This is a genomic window from Synergistaceae bacterium, assembly GCA_017444345.1.
Classification (GTDB): Bacteria; Synergistota; Synergistia; order Synergistales; family Aminobacteriaceae; genus JAFUXM01.
Map to the genome: position 1 here is coordinate 41,419 of JAFSWW010000099.1, position 20,785 is coordinate 62,203.

Consider the following 20,785-nt stretch of genomic DNA (forward strand, 5'->3'; position numbering starts at 1 on the left):
TAAAAATATTTTACTGGCTTGTAAGTGTGCGGGCTTATGAAAATATTTTTACTGCGAACTCATTATTTATCATGGTAAATAAAAATATTTTACTAGCTTGTTAAGTATGTCATCTTATGAAAATTTGCCGGAATTCATGAAAATATTTTTGCTGTGGGCTCGTTATTTATCATGGCAAATAAAAATATTTTACTGGCTTGTAAGTGTATTAGTTAGTGAAAAATTTTGCAGTATTCATGAAAATATTTTTGCTGAGAACTCATTATTTATCGTGAAAAAATTTGCGCGAAAAAATTGCATTGATACGAAAAAATTTTTATTTATAAGTCTTTGCTACCACGTTAATTAAAGCACTTTTTTGTATTAGTAAATGTATTAGTAAAATCTTTGCTTTCTTGAACGGGTTAATAAATATTTTGCGCATTATAACACACATAAATTTGCGCGTATTCTTTCATGTTGCTAAAATTTTTATAAATTATTTTACGGGGGAATTTGTGAATGTCATTAAAACAGGATAAAGCTGTAGAACTCAAGAACAGGACGGGCGACTCACATTATAATTGCTGTCAGGCAGTAGCTTGTGTATTTGCTGAAGAAGTAGGACTCGACGAGAATATTTTGCGAAAACTGGGCGCGGGATTTGGACTCGGAATGGGCTGCACTGAAGGAACTTGCGGGGCTTTGTGCGGTGCTGAGATGATTCTGGGACTCACGAAATATAAAGGCTCACCTATTCGCAATCAGGCGGCAGAACTTCACAAAAAATTTTCGGCCAAGTGCGGAGCTTCAATCTGCAAAGATATTAAAGGAGTAGGCACGGGCAAAATATTATGTTCATGCGATGACTGCGTGAGAAACGGAGTCGAACTCGTTGAAGAATTCATAAACGCGTAAAAATTTTTAGAAAGGGGCTTGACAAAATATCATGAATCGTGTAAAATTGCACATCACATCACATCACATCACTATTATTATGCACTTAAACAATTTGTTAAAAAATTTCTAGGTGCAAAGAATGTCGAACGAGTCAGACGCGTAAAAAGCGCAATTAACGCAGCAAAAAATGACTGGCATAAAACAAAGCATACTCAACAGAACGAACGCGAGCAGAAAATTTATTCAGTGCTTATGTCGGTTCACATGCTTGAGAAGGCTTTAGCTATGAATAACACAAAATATCTTGACGCAATAAATTATAATAACTTAATTCAAAATATTGCTGATTTGCTGGATTCGGGAGTCAGTGCTGATTCATTCGAGACGGCCGGGAGTATAGCTATAATAAAATTTGCGTTAAAGACTCTTTCAGGACATGAGGACTCAAGAAATAAATTAGATTCGTTAATTGCAAAATATAATATTCCTGAAAATTTATTTAAAGGCGGCTGCGAGAGATTCACGAAATCAGAAATCTTGAAATATAATCCTGAAAATTGGCGGGAATTTGTGCGTGCTCGTCATTCTGTCAGGAGATTCAAGAATTCAATAATAAGCAGCGGGATAATTAACGAAATAATTAACGACGCAAAATATTATCCTTCAGCATGTAACAGGCAGCCCTGTAAAGTTTATTACTCAATGAATCCGGAAATCACTGCGAAAATTTTGCGGAACTGCGACGGTTTTGTTACGAATTCCGGCGATATTCATAATTGTTTTATAGTAACTTGCGACAGGTCATTATTAAATCAGGCCGAACTTAACGATCAGGAATTATTAAACTCGGGAATATTTCTCGGCTATCTAGTAATGTCAATACATGCTCACGGGCTGGGGTCGTGCTTATTTCAATTTTTGCAGGTCAACAGCAGGCAGGAATCAATTAAACGCGAATTCGGCATAAAATCAAGTGAGATAATAGCGGCATTTGTAGGATTCGGGGAACTTGAAGACGAGGTTATTACGGCATGTGCAGACAGGAGGCCGAATATAATTAATGTGATAGAATGAATAAAAATTTATGGCAATTTAAAGCAAGGGAGAAATAATTTATATATGACAACAGCCCGGCATGAAAGAAATTCCGCGCTTGAGTTACTGCGAATAATATCGATGTTTGCTATAGTACTGGGACATTTCACGAGGCACGGGGGATTTAAATTTCCGATTGACTCATTAGCATTTAATAGATTATGGCTGCAATTTATACAATTTGGGAATTACGGCAATGATATATTTATCATGTTGACGGGGTATTTTCTCGTGAAGTCTTCAGGCGTAAAGATTCATAAAATATTTAATTTATGGCTGCGGATATTCTTTTATTCAGCGGGTATATTTGCGATATTCTTAGCGTTCGGGCTTGTGAAGTTCTCTCAAGATTTATTATTGCGTTCCTTGCTGCCCACAATCAGGAATCAATACTGGTTCGCTAGTAAATATTTATTATTGTATATAATTCACGGCTGGCTGAATAGATTTCTAGCAATTATCACAAAACTGGGCTATATAGTAATCTTGCTTGCGATAATAATTTACTGCAATTTCTTTATCGACACCAGCAACACTATAAAATTTATATGCTTGTATTCAATCGGCGGTTATGTGAGATTACACGCTGATAATTTAGGCAGTAAAAAATTTATATGGCTGGGACTTGGCCTTGTTATGCTGCACTATTTAGGGGTAATATTTCTTGATATATTTGCTATAGAGTTCGAACATGACGAGATGATGAGGCCGTTAATAATTCTAGCGAGTCTTTGTTTTGTGATAGGCTTTAAACACTTGAATATAAAGCATAATGAGTTAATAAATTTATCAGCGTCTGCAGTGTTCGGAGTGTATTTAATTCATGATAACAAATTAGTATCTCCGTTCTTATGGGAGAAAGTTTTTAATAATTCAGCGTTTCAAGAAAGTAATTATTTAGTGATATATTCATTATTTGCGGCGGGACTCGTGTATATTTCGTGCACTGTTATAGAACTTGCTAGGAGTAAAATTTTTAAGACTCTTTCACACAGTAAATTATCATAATTTGCTCGGCTATATATGCTATATATAATGATAAAATTTTCAAGTGATAATTTATAATAATTTATTGCTATAATTTTCGCTGGTTTGTGTGAGTGTCGCGTTTAATATCGGGTCATTATCGGCAAAAAAATTTTTTATGATTCATGATAAGACACAAAAAAATACGTAAAAAGGGGCTTGATTTTTTTGATATGCGCATATAATGATAATATAGGAGTCAGGAGTCAGGAGTCAGGAGTCAGGAGTCAGGAGTCAGGAGTCAGGGAAAAGAGAAATTCTGCGCTTGAACTCTTAAGAATTGCAGCAATGTTAATGATTGTAGCATGTCATACTAATCACGCTAATTTTAATTTTCCAGTAGATACAATAACAATAAATCATCTTTGGCAGCAATTTTTAGGCATGGGAGGACCTCTCGGCAATAATATATTTGTGCTAATATCGGGATATTTTCTCATTAAATCACCGGGTATAAAATTTCGCAAACTCATAGATTTAGCTTTGAGAATGTTATTTTACTCTATAATATTCTATGCGATTTTCATTATGTGCGGATCTGAAAAATTTTCGATAAAGACTTTGCTGGAAAATATTAGGCCCGGTCGATACTGGTTTGCAAGTGCATATTTAATGATGTATTTACTTCATGGCTGGCTGAATAAATTTCTAACTAATTTGACGCGCGATGACTACAAAAAATTTTTAATGAGCATATTTCTTTACTGGTCAATAATTACTATGCTCACAGGCTTAACATTACACGGCAATCATCTTACAAATTTTATATGCTTATATTCACTGGCCGGGTATGTTAGAATTCATGCTGATAATTTCGGTGCTGGTAAAAGCGCAAAATTTATCTGGCTGGGAATAGGATTTATTGCGCTGAATTATTTAATAATTATTATTACGGATTTACTTGGCATAAGATTATTATTTATTCGTCGATATATAGGATATTTTACGGGAATGATGAGACCGTTTACAATTCTTGCTGGTTTATGTCTGTTAATCGGCTTTAAAAATTTAAATATATCATACAGCAAAATTATAAATATCTTAGGCGCGGCAACATTCGGGGTATATTTGATTCATGAAAATATATTTGTATGGCAATTTTTATGGAGAAGATTATTTCATAACGCCACGTATCAAGACAGCCCGTATTTAATTCCGTATTCGATTCTTGTAATATTGCTTGTGTATGTAACTTGCTCAATAATTGAAATAATACGCTCAAAAATTTTTAAGACTCTTTCACGGGGCTATTTATCATAAAATTTGCAAATAAAAATCTCCCTGCTATATAAATCACAACAGGGAGAAAATATTATTATTTTACTTGCTTACTTGCCTGGTTTGCCGAGTAATTTAAACATGTTGCTCTTGTAGAACTCGACTCCGGGCTGATCAAAGGGGTTAATGCCTCCGATATAGCCTGACACACCGCAAGCGAACTCAAAGAAATAGAATAATTCTCCGAGTGATTTCTCGTCCTGTTCGGGAATGCTTACGAGTAAATTTGCGACTCCTCCGTCAACATGTGCCGCGATAGTGCCTTTCATTGCGCATTGATTTACATAACTCATTTTTTTGCCCGCTAAATAATTGAGTCCGTCTAAATTATTTTCTTCGGATTTGAGCTCGAAATCTTTTCTTGCATTCTCAAGATTTAATACAGTCTCGAACATTATACGCGAGCCGTCTTGAATAAATTGTCCCATTGAGTGCAAATCTGTCGTTAAATCAACGCTTGCCGGCATAATTCCGCGCTGGTCTTTGCCCTCACTCTCGCCGTAAAGCTGCTTCCACCACTCTGAAATATAGTGCATTGAAGGCTCATAATTTGCGAGAATCTCGACCGTTTTGCCTTTATTGCGCATGATATTTCTTAATGCTGCATACTGTAAAGCGGGGTTATCTTCAAATGAGTTATTAAGCGCGATTTCACGACCTGCAGCAGCTCCGGCCATAAGTGCGTCAATGTCTGCTCCACTTACAGCAATGGGCAATAATCCTACAGCAGTCAAAACAGAAAATCTCCCGCCCACGTCATCAGGAATTACAAAAGTTTCGTAGCCTTCATTATCAGCAAGAGTCTTTAAGGCTCCCCGCGCTTTATCGGTTGTTGCGTAGATTCTTTTTGCTGCCTCTGCTTGGCCGTATTTCTTGATTAATAATTCACGGAAGACTCTGAATGCTATAGCCGTCTCTGTTGTAGTGCCTGACTTTGATATAACATTAATAGAGAAGTCCTTACCCTCAAGCAAATCAATTACATCCTGAATATAAGTACTGTTCATGCTGTTACCGATGTAATAAATCTGAGGAGTCTTGCGTGATTCCTTTGTCATCTCGTTATAGAAACCGTGACGGAGAAATTCAATCGCTGCCCTTGCTCCTAAATATGAGCCGCCTATACCAGCAACAAGCAAAACGTCCGAGTCGCCCTGAATTCTTTTCGCCGCTGCCTTGATTCGCGCAAATTCTTCTTTGTCATAATTGACGGGAAGATCTATCCAGCCTAGAAAGTCATTGCCTTCACCTTTGCGGGACTTGAGTCTCTCTGCTGCATTGAGAGTGATAACTTTCATGCTCTCGACTTCATGAGGCCTTACAAATTTTAGCGCGTTCTCGTAATTAAAACTTGTCATTTAATAATTGCCCTCCTGATAAATAAAATAATATAAATTTTCGCGGATGACATTATTTTATTGCGCGACTCCGTTTACGTAAAGAGTATAAGTGCCTTTCTCAATCGTGCCGTTATTTGTAAGTGAACTCAGATAAGAATTTCCTGTTAATGTCCAAGTTGAGCCGGACGCAATATTAACAGCAACTGTTCCTGCAGTGCCGCTTGAGTTAATTGCGCCTTCAAAAGTTGACCCGCTGGAGAGATTCAGATTTAGTGATGACGTAGAATCAATCGTAATATTTCCGGTTATTTCCTGATTCGCAGCGTTAAGAGTAACTGCTCCGCCGTTGCCCCAGTTAGCTTTTGCCGAGTTCAGGAATAAATCGCCGCCGTTATTCGTAATTGTTACGTCTTCAAGATTTATTATTGCCGTCGTGTGAGTTACAAAGAATACTGCTCCGTTTTGATTTATGAATGAGCCGCCCTTCATTGTAAAAGTCCCTGTGCCGTCGCTCGCATCGCCTGAACCTGACTGATAAATCATTACTCCCTGATAGCTTGAGTCTTGACCGTTTAATTTTGTGTGATTCGCTGTCAAATTGCAATCTTCAAGAGTTACAGAGTTCGAGCCTTCAATTACGACTCCCTGTGCTGCTGTTGATTCTAAATCTGCCCCGCTGACTGTGATATTTGCCGTGCTGTAAATTACAGGTGAGCCAGTGCCGCTCGTTGTATAAGTGCCTCCGTCAACTGTAACAGTTCCGCCGCCTCTGTCTGATCTTATTGCCGCCGCACTGCCTCCTGAAGTCGTTATATTTAAATCACTTGCGTTCATAGTTCCGCCGCCTGTTGTCATGATTCCGCCCGAGTTGCTGCTATATGTCTTGATTGTAGTATTAGAGACATTCACAGTCCCATTATAAGCAAACACGGCATTTGCATATCTCGCGTCAGTTGAAATATACGAGTCACTAAGTGTTATAACAGCTCCGTTTGAAGATAAGACAGCCGCATTAGTCCCGTAAAAATCAGCGTTCTCACTGCCTGAACTTGAAGCACCGCTCTTGTAAATCTCAAGATTTGAATATGTTGCGCTCACCCCTGAGCCGGTGTTATAAATCGCGTGAGTATCACTGTCAGTAACTATTATAATTTCGTCTGAAGTTGATTGAGTCTCTTCGCCCGTGTCAGTGCTGCCGGAATCTCCGCCGGGCTGGTCGGGTGGATTCTGGTCTCCGCTGGTGGGTGGACTCGGAGGATTCTGATCGCCGCTTGTCGGGGGTGTCGGTATATTTTGATCTCCGCTTGTCGGATTATCGGGTACTAGTTGCGAATCGTCATAATAAAATGAACTTGACGAGCCGCCGCAGCCTGATAAAGCAAATACTGCCAACGCTAAAACAATTACGCACAATAAAAATTTTTTGTTACTCATTAAAATTATAGCCTCCTTGTTAAATCTTCCATTTTGTCCATTGCCTGAGTCAAAATTTCCATTGATTGAGTGCAGGCGATCCTGATATAGCCCTCTCCAGTCTTCCCGAATGCACTGCCGGGCAATACAGCAACATTAGCATCTTCTAATAATTTCCAAGTAAATGCTTCACTGTCTAAACCCGTCCCCGAAATGTTTGGGAATAAATAGAATGCCCCTTCAGGACTTGAACATTTTACGCCCTTCATAGCGTTGAGTCTAGAAGTTACATACTGCATTCTTTCACCGAAAATTTTTGCGCGTGCTTTGACTTTCTCGTCTTGAGTGTTCATAGCATAGGCTGCTGCTTTCTGTGAGACGGTATTAACTCCGTAAGTTTGGAACGATGACAAAATGCACATTATATTAATTACATGTTTGGGCGCAAAAACATAACCGAGCCGCCAGCCCGTCATGCAGTGAGATTTTGACACACCGGAGGCCAAGAGCGTGTGTTCCTTCATGCCCGGCAAATTAGCGAAACAAATATGTTTACCGTTAAAGATCATTGACTCGTAAATCTCATCGCTTATAACAAATAAATCTTTCTCAAGTACAAATTTTGCTATATCTTCTAATTGCTTGAGAGTCGCGACTCTTCCTGAAGGGTTGCCGGGATAATTTAAGATTATTGCTCGTGTTCTGTCTGTTGAAGCTGCTTTTAATTCGTCAATAGTCGGGGCAAAATTATTTTCTTCTCTAGTCTGAACAGGAACAGGGACTCCGCCGGCGTATCTGATTTGTGCTTCATATGGAGTAAAATAAGGCTCAATTAACATAACTTCATCGCCGGGATTGAGTAAAGCCTCAAAAGCAAGCCACGGAACATGCAAGCCTCCTACAGTGATTAATACTTCATCGGGAGCCGCCTTAAAACCGTGATGACGTTCCCAGTAATTACAAGCTGCTTCACGGACATCAAGAAAGCCTTGTAAAGGGGGGTAATGTGTGAAACCTTCTTTTGCGCCTTGTGCTCCTGCGTCTACTATATCGGGTTCAGTAACAAAATCAGGCTCCCCTATGCTCAAATTTAAAACGTTCTGCATTTCTTCAATGGCCCGGAAAACTCTTACCATTCCGGACGGTCTTGCGCTGCTGAATTTTCTTGCGAGTTCCATAATTTATTAACACTCCTTATAAATTTTAGTCATTAGGCCAAACTCTTTTAGGTAAATTATCAAGAAGTTCTCTTCTGACTTTAGATTGACCTTCTATTGCCGCATGAAGACTATTTTTATACATAAATTCTCCATTTTCTACCATGTTATACAAATAAAGTTCTGATTCTGGTAAAATTTTAGGGCTTCCTTGAGATCTCTATTTGTGCCTTCTCCGTAAAAATAAGCATTTCCGAGTCTGAGACATACAGGGCCTAAAGAATAATTATTTGAAGTCCTGCTTATTATATCAAGACAGCGGGAATAAATAATAAATGCCTCGTTTAAATCTTTCTTGACATAATAACCGTTTTTATACATGTCGCCAATTTTATAGAGTGAAATTACTTCACCTTCAAACGCTCCGACTGCGAAATAATTAAATGCCTTCTCGTAATCAATCGGAACACTGCGGCCGTAATAATAACAATAGCCTAAATTTTCCATTGATAAGCGATTCCCATGAGCAGCAGCCATCTCAAAATAATATACTGCTTTTGCGAAATCCTGATTATATCCCCTGCCGTCATAGTATAAGACTCCTAGATCATTCATTGCGTGATGATTTCCTGTTTTTATTTCTTCCTCGAAACATTCAACAACGAAATTAAATAATTCAGGAGTCATTACGCTTGTTTTATCGCATTCAATAAGATGTGACGCAATACAATACGACGATAAATGATGAGCATGTTTAATGCGCTTTAAAAAGTCTATAGTTTCAGGGAATAGTTCAGGATCAAGTGAAAATTTTATTTGCGCTCGTTTTTCCTTTGTCATTGTGTAATCTTCCTTAGAAATTCAAGATTTCGCCCTCACGAGGGATATTTACCCGGTCAACTAGATTATTTTCTTGAATAAATTTTCTTGCCTGCTCGCTGCTTATAGTCGTATGATTCACTGCGTCCATATGAACGGCTATTAATTTTGCTGCGGGCATTGCTTTATACATTCTCAAAATGTCATCAGTTCCCATTATGAGACTCCCGGCGATTCCGTTTACCATTGCATAGCCTGTATTCATGATTATAATATCGGGCTTGTATTGTTTTAGCGCAATATCTACATAAGGGTGCCAAATAGTATCGCCTACAACGTAAAGAGTCGGGCAATTTTCAGCCTGTAAAATAAATCCCATAGCATCTCCGGCAAATTCAGCTCTGGGAGGGAATGAATAAAGCTCGTCCGGGCCGTGCTGGCCTCCTGTGCGTGAGATTTTAACATTTTTGAACGGGGTATTCTTCCCGACGACCATGACATTTTTAAAACCTTGCTCGCGTATTATCCTAGCGTCCCCGGCATTCTGAACGAAAAAGGGAATATCTTTCGGGAGAATCTTTTGCGCGTAATCGTCCCAGTGATCCAACTGAGTATGAGTCAAAATTACCGCGTCGACTCCTTTAATTAATTTTTCTGCCGGTTCGGCCAAGTCAATCAGCGGGATTCGTTTTTCAGAGTTCGGAGTCCCCTCAAAGCCCGGATAAGCTCCCTTCTCAGCAAGAAAAGGATCAACAAGAAACACGCAATCTGAATAATAAATTTTTGCGGTTGCATTTCTCACGTGCTGATAGCTGACACTCTCGGCAAATGACATTGAAGCAAATAGCAATATAAACGCTGTTACGATGGAAAATTTTTTTGACATTCTTATAAATTATCCTTTCTGTAATTATAATATTTATCGTGAAATAATAGCATAAAATTTATTGTGTCAAGTCGTGTGCTAGAATACTTGTTTATGAATTTTACGAGACTCAAGAAAGGAAATTTTTATAATGTTATTATCCAAGAAACAATTTGATATATTAGACACTCTAGCAGAAGAGGACTCGGCACTGACTCAGCGTCAAATTGAAGAGAAAACCGGATTATCGCTCGGACTGATTAACAAGACAGTTAAAGAACTCACAGAGCTTGAATTTATCGACAAAGGCAAAATCACTCTTTCAGGACTTGACTCGCTTGAAAGTTATCGGGTAAAACGGGCTGTAATTCTCGCTGCAGGATTCGGGTCCCGCATGATTCCTTTGACATTCAACACTCCCAAGCCGCTTATACGAGTTCACGGACAAAGAATCATAGACGGACAAATTGACGCGTGTCTTGCTGCAGGTATCGACGAAATTTATATAGTACGCGGTTATCTCGGTGAACAGTTTGACCAGCTTCTATATAAATATCCCATGATAAAATTTATCGAGAATCCCGCATATAACGACGCTAATAATATAAGTTCCATAATGTGCGCAAGATATTTACTTCAAAATAGTTATGTCTTTGAGGCCGATATATTAATTAACTCGCCTGAATTAATTAAACGCTATCAGTATCAATCTAATATACTGGGATTCTTTTGTGAACGGACTGATGACTGGTGTCTTGAGGTCGAGAACGGATTTATAACGAGTCAGCAAGTCGGCGGGCTTAATTGTTATCAGCAAGTCGGAATATCTTATTGGAATTCATTTGACGGCTCAAAACTTTCTGAAGACATTAACAAAGCTTATTTATCCCCCGGCGGTAAAGAACTTTTCTGGGAGCAGACGGCATTTAAAATTTTCAGGGAACATTACAGCGTTGCTATACGTGAATGCAAGAAAGAAGATTTTACGGAAATTGACAGCTTCAAAGAGTTAAAGGCAATTGACTCGACTTATGATATTTAGCGTTCACTCACAGGAAAATTTTTATATAACTTGAACAAAAAATTATGATATTCACGTTAATAATTCTTGCTAAATGTTCACGGCAATGATAAACTTGCTGAGTTCATGAACAAAACACGAAAAATTTTTAACGGAGGACTTAATATCATGAAGAAGTCATTAATTACCCTCGTTGTGATTGCGGCAGTAATTTTATCTGTCAGTATTTCTGCTTACGGGGGGGGGGGCATAAGATTTAAAGCTACTGAACCTGCTCAAAATTTAGATACAACTAGCAGCAAAGTTATAATTTATTCCGGTGCTGAAGAGTACAGGAACGAATATTTTATCAAGCGTCTAAAACAAGAATTCCCCGATTATGACATAACTATTCAATATATGCCGACCGGAAATTTAGCGGCAAAACTCGCAGCAGAAGGCATAAATACGGACATGGATATTTTTTATGATTTAGATTTTAGTTATGCCGGACTCGTTAAAAAATTTCTAGCTGACTTGTCAAATTACGATCAATCAATTTATGTAGACGACTGCAAAGTGAAAGATGCTCATTATTTAGCCGCGACTCGTAACGGAGGAGCAATAATAATAAATCCTGCTGTTCTCGCTGAAAAGGGAATTAACGAGCCTAAATCCTATGAAGATTTATTAAAGCCTGAATATAAGGGGCTTATCTCAATGCCTGCGCCTAAATCATCAGGGACGGGCTATATGTTCGTTAAAAATTTAGTAAACGCATGGGGAGAAGAGAAGGCACTAAAATATTTCGAGAAATTAGCGGATAATATTTTGCAGTTCACTTCTTCAGGGTCTGGGCCGGTTAATGCGCTGGTTCAGGGAGAAGCCGCTATCGGTCTAGGCATGACAGCTCAAGCAGTTACAGCAATCAATAACGGCGCAAATCTCAAAATAGTATTCTTTAAAGAAGGATCGCCCTATTCTCTTTACGGGTTCGCAATTCCTGAAGGTAAGCAGCATAGAAAAGCAGTTATCGATGTATTTAACTTTTTCTATACAACTCTAATAATGGAAGATAAAGAGTTATATTATCCTGAAAAAGTTTATATAAATCAGGTCAACAATATCCCGAATTATCCTAAGAATATACCCTACGGCGATATGAGCGGCAACACGACCGAAGAGAAAACAAGATTATTAGACAAGTGGGAATACTAAAATTTTACTGGAGAGGGGAGTCAAATTCTCTTCTCCAGTTTTATATTACACGACATGAATAATAAATTAACAATCACGAATCTTTCTAAATCATTCGGCGCGAGAAAAGTATTTAATAATTTGAGCTTTACTGTTAAAGACGGTGAATTTCTCTCTATACTTGGCCCATCAGGCTGCGGAAAGACAACAATTTTGCGGATTCTAATCGGACTAGAGAGTCCAGACTCCGGGCAAATCCTGAAGGACGGCGAAAATATTACGGTTCTCAATCCTGCTTTAAGGAAAATGGGAATAGTTTTCCAGAATTACGCGCTATTCGAGAATATGACAGTCTTCAAAAATGTAGAGTACGCGTTATTAAAGAGTTCAGCGACAAAAAATTTATACACTCGTGAACAGGCACGCGAGAAATCAAGAGAAATGCTAAATCTTGTAGGACTGGGCGAATATTTTGACCGCAAACCCCGCGAGCTTTCAGGAGGCCAGCAGCAAAGAGTCGCAATCGCACGCACTCTAGCATTGAATCCGGAAATAATATTATTTGATGAGCCTATGTCAGCACTTGACGTTGATACAAGATTGACTCTGCGTTTGGAACTCAAGGAATTACAAAAAAAGTTCGGCACTACAATGATATATATAACTCACGATCAAGAAGAAGCCTTTGCAATGTCAGACCGCATTATGGTAATGGATTCGGGAGTTATTCACCAGCTCGACACGCCTAATAATATAATAGACAAGCCCGCAGATAATTATATAACTCAATTTGTAATCAAGAATATAAATATCAAGATTAACAGCTTAATACAATTTGCGAGGACTCGGCCATGAATAAGACCCGCGCGATAAAAATATTTCTGTGTATATTCTGGCTTGCTGCGGTAATTTTGCCGTTAATTCAAATGCTGTCGACTGCTGCGGGCGTAAATATTATTGATATAATAACAGCGAGAAAATTTTTTAGAGCCCTGACTCAATCTCTAACAGTGAGTACAACAGCTGCGGGGATTTCTATAATACTTGCGGGGATTCTTGCGTGGTCAATAGCTCGGACTAACATAAAGCATAAAACTATCTTGAACACTATTATAATTATTCCCATGTTGATTCCGTCAATTTCTCACGGAATGGGATTAATTACTATTTTAGGAGCAAACGGCTGGCTTTCTCGATTAGTCGGACTTAGGGGCGGAATTTATGGATTCTGGGGTATTGTTATAGGCTCTGTGATGTATTCTTTTCCTGTGGCGTATTTAATGCTGTATGATATTTTGCGCTATGAAGACGGGACTCCATACGAGGCCGCAGAAGTTATGGGAATGAGCACGGGAGATAAATTTTTTGCTGTAACTCTGCCATATTTAAGAAAGCCGTTAATTTCTGTAATATTTGCGGTGTTCACAATGATAATTACTGATTATGGAGTGCCGCTCATGGTAGGAGGAAAATATATCACGCTTCCCGTCATGATGTATCAGGATGTAATAGGAATGCTTGAATTCGGCAAAGGGTCAGTTATAGGGATGATTTTATTGATTCCGGCGTTAATTGCGTGTGTGCTTGACATTATGAACAGGGACAAGGGGAATTCAGAATTTATCAGTAAATCATATAGAATCAAGCAAAATAATTTACGAGACAACGCGGCAAAGTTTATAATTTGTGTTATATTGCTGATGATTTTGACTCCGATTGCGTCATTTTCCGTGCTGGGCTTTATCAATAAATACCCGATTGACATGACATTTTCACTTGAGAATATAAAGCAGGCTATTAACATGGGAGCGATAAAATATTTAATGAATTCTATAATTATAGCCTCTCTTACTGCAATAATAGGGACGGCCTTAGCACTTGTTAATTCATACATGACAGCTCGAAACAGGACGAGATCAAATTATATTTTGCATTTAATGTCAATAACTTCACTTGCTATACCGGGAATAGTGCTCGGACTGAGTTATATAATGTTCTTCAAAGCGAGTATTATTTACGGGACATTTGCGATATTAATTTTAGTGAACATAACACACTTTTTTGCGTCCCCGTATCTTATGGCATATAACACATTCGGGAAGATTAACGAGAATCTTGAGTCAGTCGGCGCGACACTGGGAATCAAAAAATTTGACGTGATAAAAGATGTAATACTGCCTCAATCAATCGGGACAATTTTAGAAATGGCAGGATATTTTTTCGTGAACTCAATGATGACGATCTCTGCGGTGTCGTTCCTAGCAAATGCAAATAATAAACCTGCGGCACTGATGATTACTCAATTTGAAGGTCAAATGCAATTAGAGTGTGCGGCATTCGTGAGTCTTGCTATATTGCTTGTAAATATTTTAATGAAATTTCTTAGTGCGATAATAAAGCGGACAAGGATTCAATAAAAGCTCCCTATCCGCCTAAAAATTTTTATTTGCCTGCTAAATATTCATTCATGCTGGCTGCTGCTCTGCGTCCTTCACCCATTGCGAGAATAACTGTAGCAGCTCCGAGAACTATATCACCGCCCGCCCATACTCTGGGAATGCTGGTTTTCTGATTCTCGTCGACGATAATATTTCCGCGTTTAGTAACGTTGAGTCCCTCTGTAGTCTGAGCCATTAACGGATTTGACTCATTGCCCAGTGCTACAACGGCCGCGTCAATCTCTAAAACGTGTTCAGTTCCGGGCTTGGCTACGGGTTTGCGTCTTCCTGATTCGTCAGGTTCGCCGAGTTCATACGTCAATAATTCGACTCCGGTTAATCTGCCCTTGTCATCGCCGATAAATTTCGTCGGATTCTCTAAGAAATGGAAATCGACTCCCTCTTCAATTGCGTGGGCGACTTCTTCAGCTCTTGCCGGCATTTCTGCGCGTGTTCTTCTGTAGACGCAATAAACTTTTTCAGCTCCGAGTCTTAATGCAGTCCTTGCGCCGTCCATTGCAACATTACCGCCTCCGAAAACTGCGACTCTTTTTGCCTCGAATAAAGGCGTGTCAGCGTGTTCACGGTCATAAGCCTTCATTAAATTTGAACGCGTTAAATACTCATTTGCGCTGAATACTCCGATTAAGTTTTCGCCCTCAATGCCTAAAAATTTAGGAAGTCCTGCGCCCGTTCCTATAAATGCCGCGTCGTAGCCTTCTTTGTCTAAAAGCTGCTCTAAAGTTTCAGTGCGTCCGACAAGAAAACTTGTTTTGAATTCAACGCCCATTTTCTTGAGATTCTCGACTTCTTTAGCGACTATTTCTTTAGGGAGTCTGAATTCGGGAATGCCGTAGACCATAACACCGCCGGTTTTCTGGAATGCTTCAAAGACTGTAACGCTATGTCCTGCGCGCCTAATATCAGCAGCAACTGTGAGACCTGCAGGGCCTGAACCGATTACAGCAACTTTTTTGCCGGTCTCAGGAGCAGGAGTCGGGACTGTGATTTGATTATTTGCGCGTTCCCAGTCAGCTACGAATCTTTCAAGACGGCCGATTGCTACAGCTTTTTCCGGAGTCTTTAACATTTTACCGACTGTGCAGAAACTTTGACACTGTTTTTCTTGAGGACATACACGGCCGCAAATTGCAGGAAGTAAATTTGTCTGCTTTATAGTGTCAACAGCTCCCTTGAAATCACCTTTTTGAATATGCGAGATAAATTCAGGAATGGGAACAGCAACGGGGCAGCCTTTTTTGCAGGGAGCTCCGGGACATTGTATACAGCGTTCGGCCTCGACTCTTGCTTGAGTCTCAGTATAACCGAGTGCGACTTCTCCCATTTCGTGAGCTCGTTTAATCGGATCTCTTGAGGGCATTTCCTGCGGGGGGATTGCTGTTCTGTCTTTATTAGTGATTGTGCCTGCTGATTTCTTTGGCTCTAAGTCTGCCCAGAGTTTGGCGGCTTCTTCCTGTAAAATTTCTGTTGTCTTGTGTTCGCTCATAATTTAGGCCTTCTTTCCTGCGTCGAGTCCGACTCGGCATTTGTGATCTGCTTCACGTTCTTTGTCCTTAAAAGCTGTCATTCTCTGCATCATGTTGTCAAAATCGACTTCATAACCGTTGAATTCGGGGCCGTCAACACAGACAAATTTTGTTTGATCTCCTACTTTGACTCTGCAGCATCCGCACATGCCAGTGCCGTCTATCATAATAGTATTTAATGATGTAGTAATAGGAACTCCGAACGGTCTCGCAGCAGCTACGCAGAATTTCATCATGATTGCGGGGCCTATTGAAACTATTTCGCTGACTTTCTCGCGCTCACAGACTTCTTTTAACGGCTCAGTAACAACAGCTTTGCGGCAGTATGAACCGTCATCAGTAACGATTATAAGCTCGTCGGAAGCCTTGCGCATTTCGTCCTCAAAGAATAATAAATCCTTTGTGCGTGCTCCTATAACTGTAATAACTTTATTTCCGATTGCGTGATTTGCTTCAACAATTGGATGTAACGGGGCGATTCCTATTCCTCCGCCTATGCAGAGAACTGCGCCGTCTTTCTTCTCGATATGAGTGGGTCTGCCTAATGGACCTACTAAAACGGGGATATTATCTCCTACGTTAAAATTCATTGAGAATCTGCGTGTAGTAGCTCCCACTGTCTGGAAAACTACAGCGATCCAGCCTTCTTCAGCGTTTGCGTCTGCAATTGTTAAAGGTATTCTCTCGCCGTAATCTTCATCAATCTGGAAAATTATAAACTGTCCTGCTTTCCTGTTGCGTGCTATTTCCGGTGCCTCGACTTTGTAGTAATAAACGCTTTGATCTCTTTCTTTGTCATATGAGAGCTGGCGTTTTTCGAGTATCTTATGCAAAAAAATTCCCCCTCATTTATTTATAATATAAATTGTGAATTGTTTATTATTACACGACAAATAATAAGCCTAAATCCTGATTTAAACAAGTATATTATTATTGCAATTTTATGGAGTTCAAGAATTCGGCATTTGTGTCAGTCTGCTTTAACTTGTCGAGAATTAAATTTAACGCGCCTGCTTCATCAACTCCCGCTATACGTTTACGCAAAATCCATAAGCGTTTAAGTTCGTCATCAGGTATTAATAACTCCTCGCGCCTAGTTCCTGATTTAGTAATATCAATAGCCGGGAATATTCTTTGTTCGGCCAGTTTTCGCGACAAATGTAATTCCATGTTGCCCGTGCCCTTGAACTCTTCATAAATAACATCGTCCATTCTGCTGCCCGTGTCAGTTAAAGCAGTGCCTATTATTGTGAGACTCCCGCCCTCTTCAAAATTTCTAGCTGCTCCGAAAAATCTTTTAGGGAAGTATAAGCCCGATGGATCAAGACCGCCCGATAAAGTTCTACCCGACGGAGGCACAGTTAAATTTGAAGCTCTTGCAAGTCTCGTGATTGAGTCAAGCAATATAACTACATCGCGTTTTGCCTCGACAAGGCGTTTTGCTTTCTCCAGTGCCAAATTTGCGACTCTTATATGCTCGTCTGCAGGCCTGTCAAAAGTTGATGCTATAACTTCTCCGTCAATTGAGCGCGCTATATCCGTAACTTCTTCGGGGCGTTCGTCGATTAACAGGGCCATTATTATAATATCCGGCGAATTTGCTGCGATTGCCCGTGCGATACGCTTTAATAGAGTCGTCTTCCCTGCTTTAGGAGGCGACACAATTAATGCTCTCTGGCCGAGTCCAATCGGTGCAAACATGTCTACAAGTCGAGTAGCTAAATCTTTAGGATCTGACTCAAGAGAGAGTCTCACTTCCGGAAATATCGGAGTCAATTGCGCAAAAACTGCCCTGTGCCGCGAATATTCAGGATCAGAAAAATTAACGGTCTCGACTCGTAATAAAGCCTCGTAGTGTTCCTGATCTCGTGGAGGACGAATTAAGCCCCATATTACATCGCCGTTTCTTAGGCCGAACCTGCGAATCTGTGAAGACGATAAATAAACGTCGCTGTCAGTCGGGAGCATTCCTTTAGGCCGCAGGAATCCGAAATTTTCCGGTAAAATCTCAAGAGTCCCCCCGCCAAATCTGTAATTCATGCTTTCTGCCTGAGCCTTGAGAGTCGCGAGAATTAAATCATCCTTGCGCATTGAGACAGGAGCATTTACGTTAAATTCTTTGGCAATTCGTCTTAAATCAACGGCATTTTTTGAAGCAAGCATAGAATACGTATATTTAGGTTTCGGGTGCTGTATTAAATCCCTGCGTCCATATGTCGGAGTCGTCCTTGCCGGGCTTTGAGTGTCTTCGTTGTCATCGTCTGAGTCGTCAATAATGGGCGGCTCGTCAATCTCATTATATGAGTTCTGCTGTATCTCGTTTACTTCTTCTTTCAGCTCGTCGGGCATTTCTTCGGGTGCGGGCTGAGTGTTAATAATTTCGCTTGTAAGCTCGATTGTTTTCGGTTTTCTTCCGCGTCTCTTAGGTGCTGCTATAACTTCTTCTGATAATAATTCAGGTGATTCTAATAATGATTTTGCTTTTCTTGGCATAAAAATTTTTCCTTACATAATATAAATATAAATTAATAATAAAAATTGGGAAGACTGGAAGCCGCTTTTAACGACTCCCAGTAAATAACACTAATTCATTTTGTTGATTAAGCTCAACATCTCCGGACTTAAAGATTTATGCTCACTCCACGCGCGTTCTAATGGACTCAGCACGAGTTTATGATTAATATTTCCTACCATCATGCCGGATTTACCGATCATTAAACTTTCAGTGGCAAATGCTCCCATTCTAGTAGCGAGAACTACATCAAATGAAGTCGGGTGCCCTCCGCGCTGAATATAGCCTAAAACAGTAACTCTTGCGTCATATCCGCCAGCGTCCGCTAATTGTTCCTTCATTTCGGCAGCACTCATAACTCCTTCAGCTAGAATTATAAGTGTATGACTCTTGTGTTCGGCGTAAGAATTCTTTAATAATTTCGTGAGATTCCCTATACTGAGCGGCAATTCAGGAACTACGGCATATTCTGCACCGGTTGCGACGGCGACTTCAAGAGCGAGAAATCCCGCATTACGTCCCATGACTTCAACGACAAATAATCTTTGATGGCTTGAGGCTGTATCACGTAATTTCATGATTGCTTCAAGAGCTGTATTTACTGCAGTGTCAAAGCCTATAGTTTCGTCCGTGCCTGTTATGTCATTATCAATAGTGCCGGGGATTCCTATTGTAGGGAATCCTAAATCGTGAAGAGCCTTAGCCCCGTGAAATGACCCGTCACCGCCGATTACGACAAGGCCGTCAATTCCTGCATCGTGCATTTTCTCAAGTGCTTCTTCCCGGCCTTCAGGAGTCTTGAATCTTTCGCTGCGTGCTGTCTTGAGAATAGTTCCGCCCCTGTGAATAATGCCTCCGACTGCTTTGCTGTCAAGGGGGATAAAATCGCCCTCGATTAAACCTTCATAGCCTCTCATTACTCCGATGCACTCTTTATCGTTAAACATACAAGTGCGGGCAACTGCTCTGACAGCGGCATTCATACCCGGTGAATCTCCGCCGCTGGTAAGTACAGCGATACGATCCATTTTGTTCATAGTAATAACAACTTCCTTTCGTGTGCTGCTATATATTTTACTTAATTAGACTGTAATTCGTCTATTCTTGAATTAACTTCTCTTGATTCTTTCTCAAGTGCCGCAATTTGTTCCTGTAATTTGCGTTTTTCCTCGTTTAATTTATCAGTGCGCTTCAATAATCTATCAATTTCGAGCCTGTTCGCTGCACGTCCGCCCGTTATGCTGCCTCTGTCTCTGCTCAAATCCCAGACCCATAACAAATCGCCCCTTGTTGAAGATAACGCGTAACAAATCGAGCTGTCAAATAAGATTCTCACATCTCTAGCACCGTCTAAAATTGCCTTGCCCGTCTTAGGATCATAGCGGGGGAAGAATACCATGCCGTCGCGTCCGCCCAAGACTTTGAAATTAAACCGCTTGTCATAATCTATCGGAGTGTATTTTTTGCCGCCTACAATCATAGTAATATGCTTATCGAACGGGCCGGGATAAATGGGAACTCCGCGAATATACATGTCAACATGAAAGGGGATGCACTCAGCGAGATTTAAATTTTTCAAGAGAGTATATTTGTAGTTCTCTACTTCGTCATTAGTCCACATGTTTTTTTCTGCTTCGGCTGCGATTAGATTTTCTACATACTCATTTGAATAGTACGTGATTCTGAGTTTCATGCTTTGCGAGTCGTCCTTGTCAGTAACTTCGATTTCATGCGCCCAGTTACGTAATGCAGCGGGTTCGGGTTCCTTCTTAGGTTTCTTTTTCTTGGCTGCTCCATAGGCTGAGACGGTGAAAAGAGTTAGAATTATTGTGATTAAAGCTGTAATTTTTTTGATTTTGCATGAACTTATCATGAAATTTATTCCTTTCTGTGTTCTTTCACTTGAATATTGCCGCGTGATAGGGATTTAAAAAATTTTCAAGTATTATATAACAAATTTGCGTAAAGATTATATCATGAATCAGGCTGATTTATTTTGCAGGGATTACGGGAATTTGCGAAAAAAAAAAATCAGGACTCACAGGTATAACCTGCAAATCCTGATAATTATTATAAATTTATTGTGCTTGAGTTAATTCAACAGCTATAACCGGTTTATAAATTTTCCCGGCCTCAAACCATGCTGATACAGTTACGCAAAAATCTTCAGGGACGTTAAAAATTTCTTTGCCGTCATCGTTAAAGAATATAGCTGTGTT

19 protein-coding genes are annotated in these 20,785 nt (G+C 39.8%); 9 read left to right on the forward strand and 10 right to left on the reverse strand.

What is annotated here, in order from left to right:
- Positions 1-106: 106 nt before the first annotated feature.
- From IJS99_07825 to IJS99_07845, 5 genes are all read left to right on the forward strand, one after another.
- Positions 107-349 (forward strand): hypothetical protein, encoded by a 243-nt coding sequence (locus IJS99_07825; protein ID MBQ7561723.1) that lies wholly within the window; start codon positions 107-109, stop codon positions 347-349.
- Positions 350-501: 152 nt separating this feature from the next.
- Entirely contained in the window at positions 502-897 is a 396-nt protein-coding gene (locus IJS99_07830) for a C_GCAxxG_C_C family protein (protein ID MBQ7561724.1), read from the forward strand.
- An 18-nt stretch (positions 898-915) separates the two neighbouring features.
- Entirely contained in the window at positions 916-1,953 is a 1,038-nt protein-coding gene (locus IJS99_07835) for a nitroreductase family protein (protein MBQ7561725.1), read from the forward strand.
- 45 nt (positions 1,954-1,998) lie between these two features.
- Entirely contained in the window at positions 1,999-2,982 is a 984-nt protein-coding gene (locus tag IJS99_07840) for an acyltransferase family protein (protein MBQ7561726.1), read from the forward strand.
- 186 nt (positions 2,983-3,168) lie between these two features.
- Complete coding sequence (locus IJS99_07845) at positions 3,169-4,260, forward strand: acyltransferase (GenBank protein ID MBQ7561727.1); 1,092 nt, start codon at positions 3,169-3,171, stop codon at positions 4,258-4,260.
- 68 nt (positions 4,261-4,328) lie between these two features.
- Here IJS99_07845 and IJS99_07850 read toward each other — a convergent pair whose 3' ends face one another.
- The 5 genes from IJS99_07850 to IJS99_07870 all read right to left on the reverse strand — a co-directional run bounded on the left by IJS99_07850 (position 4,329) and on the right by IJS99_07870 (position 9,893).
- The gene (locus tag IJS99_07850; protein MBQ7561728.1) at positions 4,329-5,636 is read right to left on the reverse strand and encodes a glucose-6-phosphate isomerase; all 1,308 of its coding nucleotides are present in this window, start codon (positions 5,634-5,636) and stop codon (positions 4,329-4,331) included.
- Between the two features lie 57 nt (positions 5,637-5,693).
- On the reverse strand, positions 5,694-7,052 hold the full coding sequence (locus IJS99_07855) for a hypothetical protein (protein ID MBQ7561729.1): 1,359 nt from the start codon (positions 7,050-7,052) through the stop codon (positions 5,694-5,696).
- 5 nt (positions 7,053-7,057) lie between these two features.
- Positions 7,058-8,209, reverse strand: coding sequence for a pyridoxal phosphate-dependent aminotransferase (locus tag IJS99_07860; GenBank protein MBQ7561730.1), 1,152 nt, complete (start codon positions 8,207-8,209; stop codon positions 7,058-7,060).
- Positions 8,210-8,347: 138 nt separating this feature from the next.
- Positions 8,348-9,028, reverse strand: a complete 681-nt coding sequence (locus tag IJS99_07865; protein MBQ7561731.1) for a sel1 repeat family protein — start codon at positions 9,026-9,028, stop codon at positions 8,348-8,350.
- Positions 9,029-9,041: 13 nt separating this feature from the next.
- Positions 9,042-9,893, reverse strand: coding sequence for an MBL fold metallo-hydrolase (locus IJS99_07870; protein ID MBQ7561732.1), 852 nt, complete (start codon positions 9,891-9,893; stop codon positions 9,042-9,044).
- A gap of 130 nt (positions 9,894-10,023) precedes the next feature.
- On the opposite strand from IJS99_07870, the gene IJS99_07875 reads away from it, so the two are divergent.
- From IJS99_07875 to IJS99_07890, 4 genes are all read left to right on the forward strand, one after another.
- A complete protein-coding gene (locus tag IJS99_07875; GenBank protein MBQ7561733.1) occupies positions 10,024-10,914 on the forward strand; it encodes an NTP transferase domain-containing protein in 891 nt (296 codons plus the stop codon).
- A gap of 147 nt (positions 10,915-11,061) precedes the next feature.
- On the forward strand, positions 11,062-12,090 hold the full coding sequence (locus IJS99_07880) for an extracellular solute-binding protein (protein ID MBQ7561734.1): 1,029 nt from the start codon (positions 11,062-11,064) through the stop codon (positions 12,088-12,090).
- 54 nt (positions 12,091-12,144) lie between these two features.
- Positions 12,145-12,924, forward strand: coding sequence for an ABC transporter ATP-binding protein (locus IJS99_07885; GenBank protein MBQ7561735.1), 780 nt, complete (start codon positions 12,145-12,147; stop codon positions 12,922-12,924).
- Entirely contained in the window at positions 12,921-14,486 is a 1,566-nt protein-coding gene (locus tag IJS99_07890; GenBank protein MBQ7561736.1) for an ABC transporter permease subunit, read from the forward strand. The genes IJS99_07885 and IJS99_07890 overlap by 4 nt, the downstream gene beginning before the upstream one ends.
- Positions 14,487-14,511: 25 nt before the next feature.
- On the opposite strand, the gene gltA is transcribed toward IJS99_07890, so the two are convergent.
- From gltA to IJS99_07915, 5 genes are all read right to left on the reverse strand, one after another.
- The gene (gene gltA / locus IJS99_07895) at positions 14,512-15,888 is read right to left on the reverse strand and encodes an NADPH-dependent glutamate synthase (GenBank protein ID MBQ7561737.1); all 1,377 of its coding nucleotides are present in this window, start codon (positions 15,886-15,888) and stop codon (positions 14,512-14,514) included.
- A 129-nt stretch (positions 15,889-16,017) separates the two neighbouring features.
- Positions 16,018-16,887 (reverse strand): sulfide/dihydroorotate dehydrogenase-like FAD/NAD-binding protein, encoded by an 870-nt coding sequence (locus IJS99_07900; protein ID MBQ7561738.1) that lies wholly within the window; start codon positions 16,885-16,887, stop codon positions 16,018-16,020.
- A gap of 97 nt (positions 16,888-16,984) precedes the next feature.
- A complete protein-coding gene (gene rho, locus IJS99_07905) occupies positions 16,985-18,403 on the reverse strand; it encodes a transcription termination factor Rho (protein MBQ7561739.1) in 1,419 nt (472 codons plus the stop codon).
- Positions 18,404-18,637: 234 nt separating this feature from the next.
- Positions 18,638-19,594: a 6-phosphofructokinase gene (gene pfkA, locus IJS99_07910; protein ID MBQ7561740.1), complete on the reverse strand. Its 957-nt coding sequence runs from the start codon at positions 19,592-19,594 to the stop codon at positions 18,638-18,640.
- Positions 19,595-19,644: 50 nt separating this feature from the next.
- Positions 19,645-20,439, reverse strand: coding sequence for a hypothetical protein (locus IJS99_07915; protein ID MBQ7561741.1), 795 nt, complete (start codon positions 20,437-20,439; stop codon positions 19,645-19,647).
- Between the last annotated feature and the right edge of the window lie 346 nt (positions 20,440-20,785).

Coding starts and splice junctions, on each gene's coding strand:
- IJS99_07825 (MBQ7561723.1), top strand. CDS start 107: ATGTCATCTTATGAAAATTTGCCGGAATTCATGAAAATATTTTTGCTG.
- IJS99_07830 (MBQ7561724.1), top strand. CDS start 502: ATGTCATTAAAACAGGATAAAGCTGTAGAACTCAAGAACAGGACGGGC.
- IJS99_07840 (MBQ7561726.1), top strand. CDS start 1,999: ATGACAACAGCCCGGCATGAAAGAAATTCCGCGCTTGAGTTACTGCGA.
- IJS99_07850 (MBQ7561728.1), bottom strand. CDS start 5,636: ATGACAAGTTTTAATTACGAGAACGCGCTAAAATTTGTAAGGCCTCAT.
- IJS99_07855 (MBQ7561729.1), bottom strand. CDS start 7,052: ATGAGTAACAAAAAATTTTTATTGTGCGTAATTGTTTTAGCGTTGGCA.
- IJS99_07860 (MBQ7561730.1), bottom strand. CDS start 8,209: ATGGAACTCGCAAGAAAATTCAGCAGCGCAAGACCGTCCGGAATGGTA.
- IJS99_07865 (MBQ7561731.1), bottom strand. CDS start 9,028: ATGACAAAGGAAAAACGAGCGCAAATAAAATTTTCACTTGATCCTGAA.
- IJS99_07870 (MBQ7561732.1), bottom strand. CDS start 9,893: ATGTCAAAAAAATTTTCCATCGTAACAGCGTTTATATTGCTATTTGCT.
- IJS99_07875 (MBQ7561733.1), top strand. CDS start 10,024: ATGTTATTATCCAAGAAACAATTTGATATATTAGACACTCTAGCAGAA.
- IJS99_07880 (MBQ7561734.1), top strand. CDS start 11,062: ATGAAGAAGTCATTAATTACCCTCGTTGTGATTGCGGCAGTAATTTTA.
- IJS99_07885 (MBQ7561735.1), top strand. CDS start 12,145: ATGAATAATAAATTAACAATCACGAATCTTTCTAAATCATTCGGCGCG.
- IJS99_07890 (MBQ7561736.1), top strand. CDS start 12,921: ATGAATAAGACCCGCGCGATAAAAATATTTCTGTGTATATTCTGGCTT.
- gltA (MBQ7561737.1), bottom strand. CDS start 15,888: ATGCCCTCAAGAGATCCGATTAAACGAGCTCACGAAATGGGAGAAGTC.
- rho (MBQ7561739.1), bottom strand. CDS start 18,403: ATGCCCGACGAGCTGAAAGAAGAAGTAAACGAGATACAGCAGAACTCA.
- pfkA (MBQ7561740.1), bottom strand. CDS start 19,594: ATGGATCGTATCGCTGTACTTACCAGCGGCGGAGATTCACCGGGTATG.
- IJS99_07915 (MBQ7561741.1), bottom strand. CDS start 20,439: ATGATAAGTTCATGCAAAATCAAAAAAATTACAGCTTTAATCACAATA.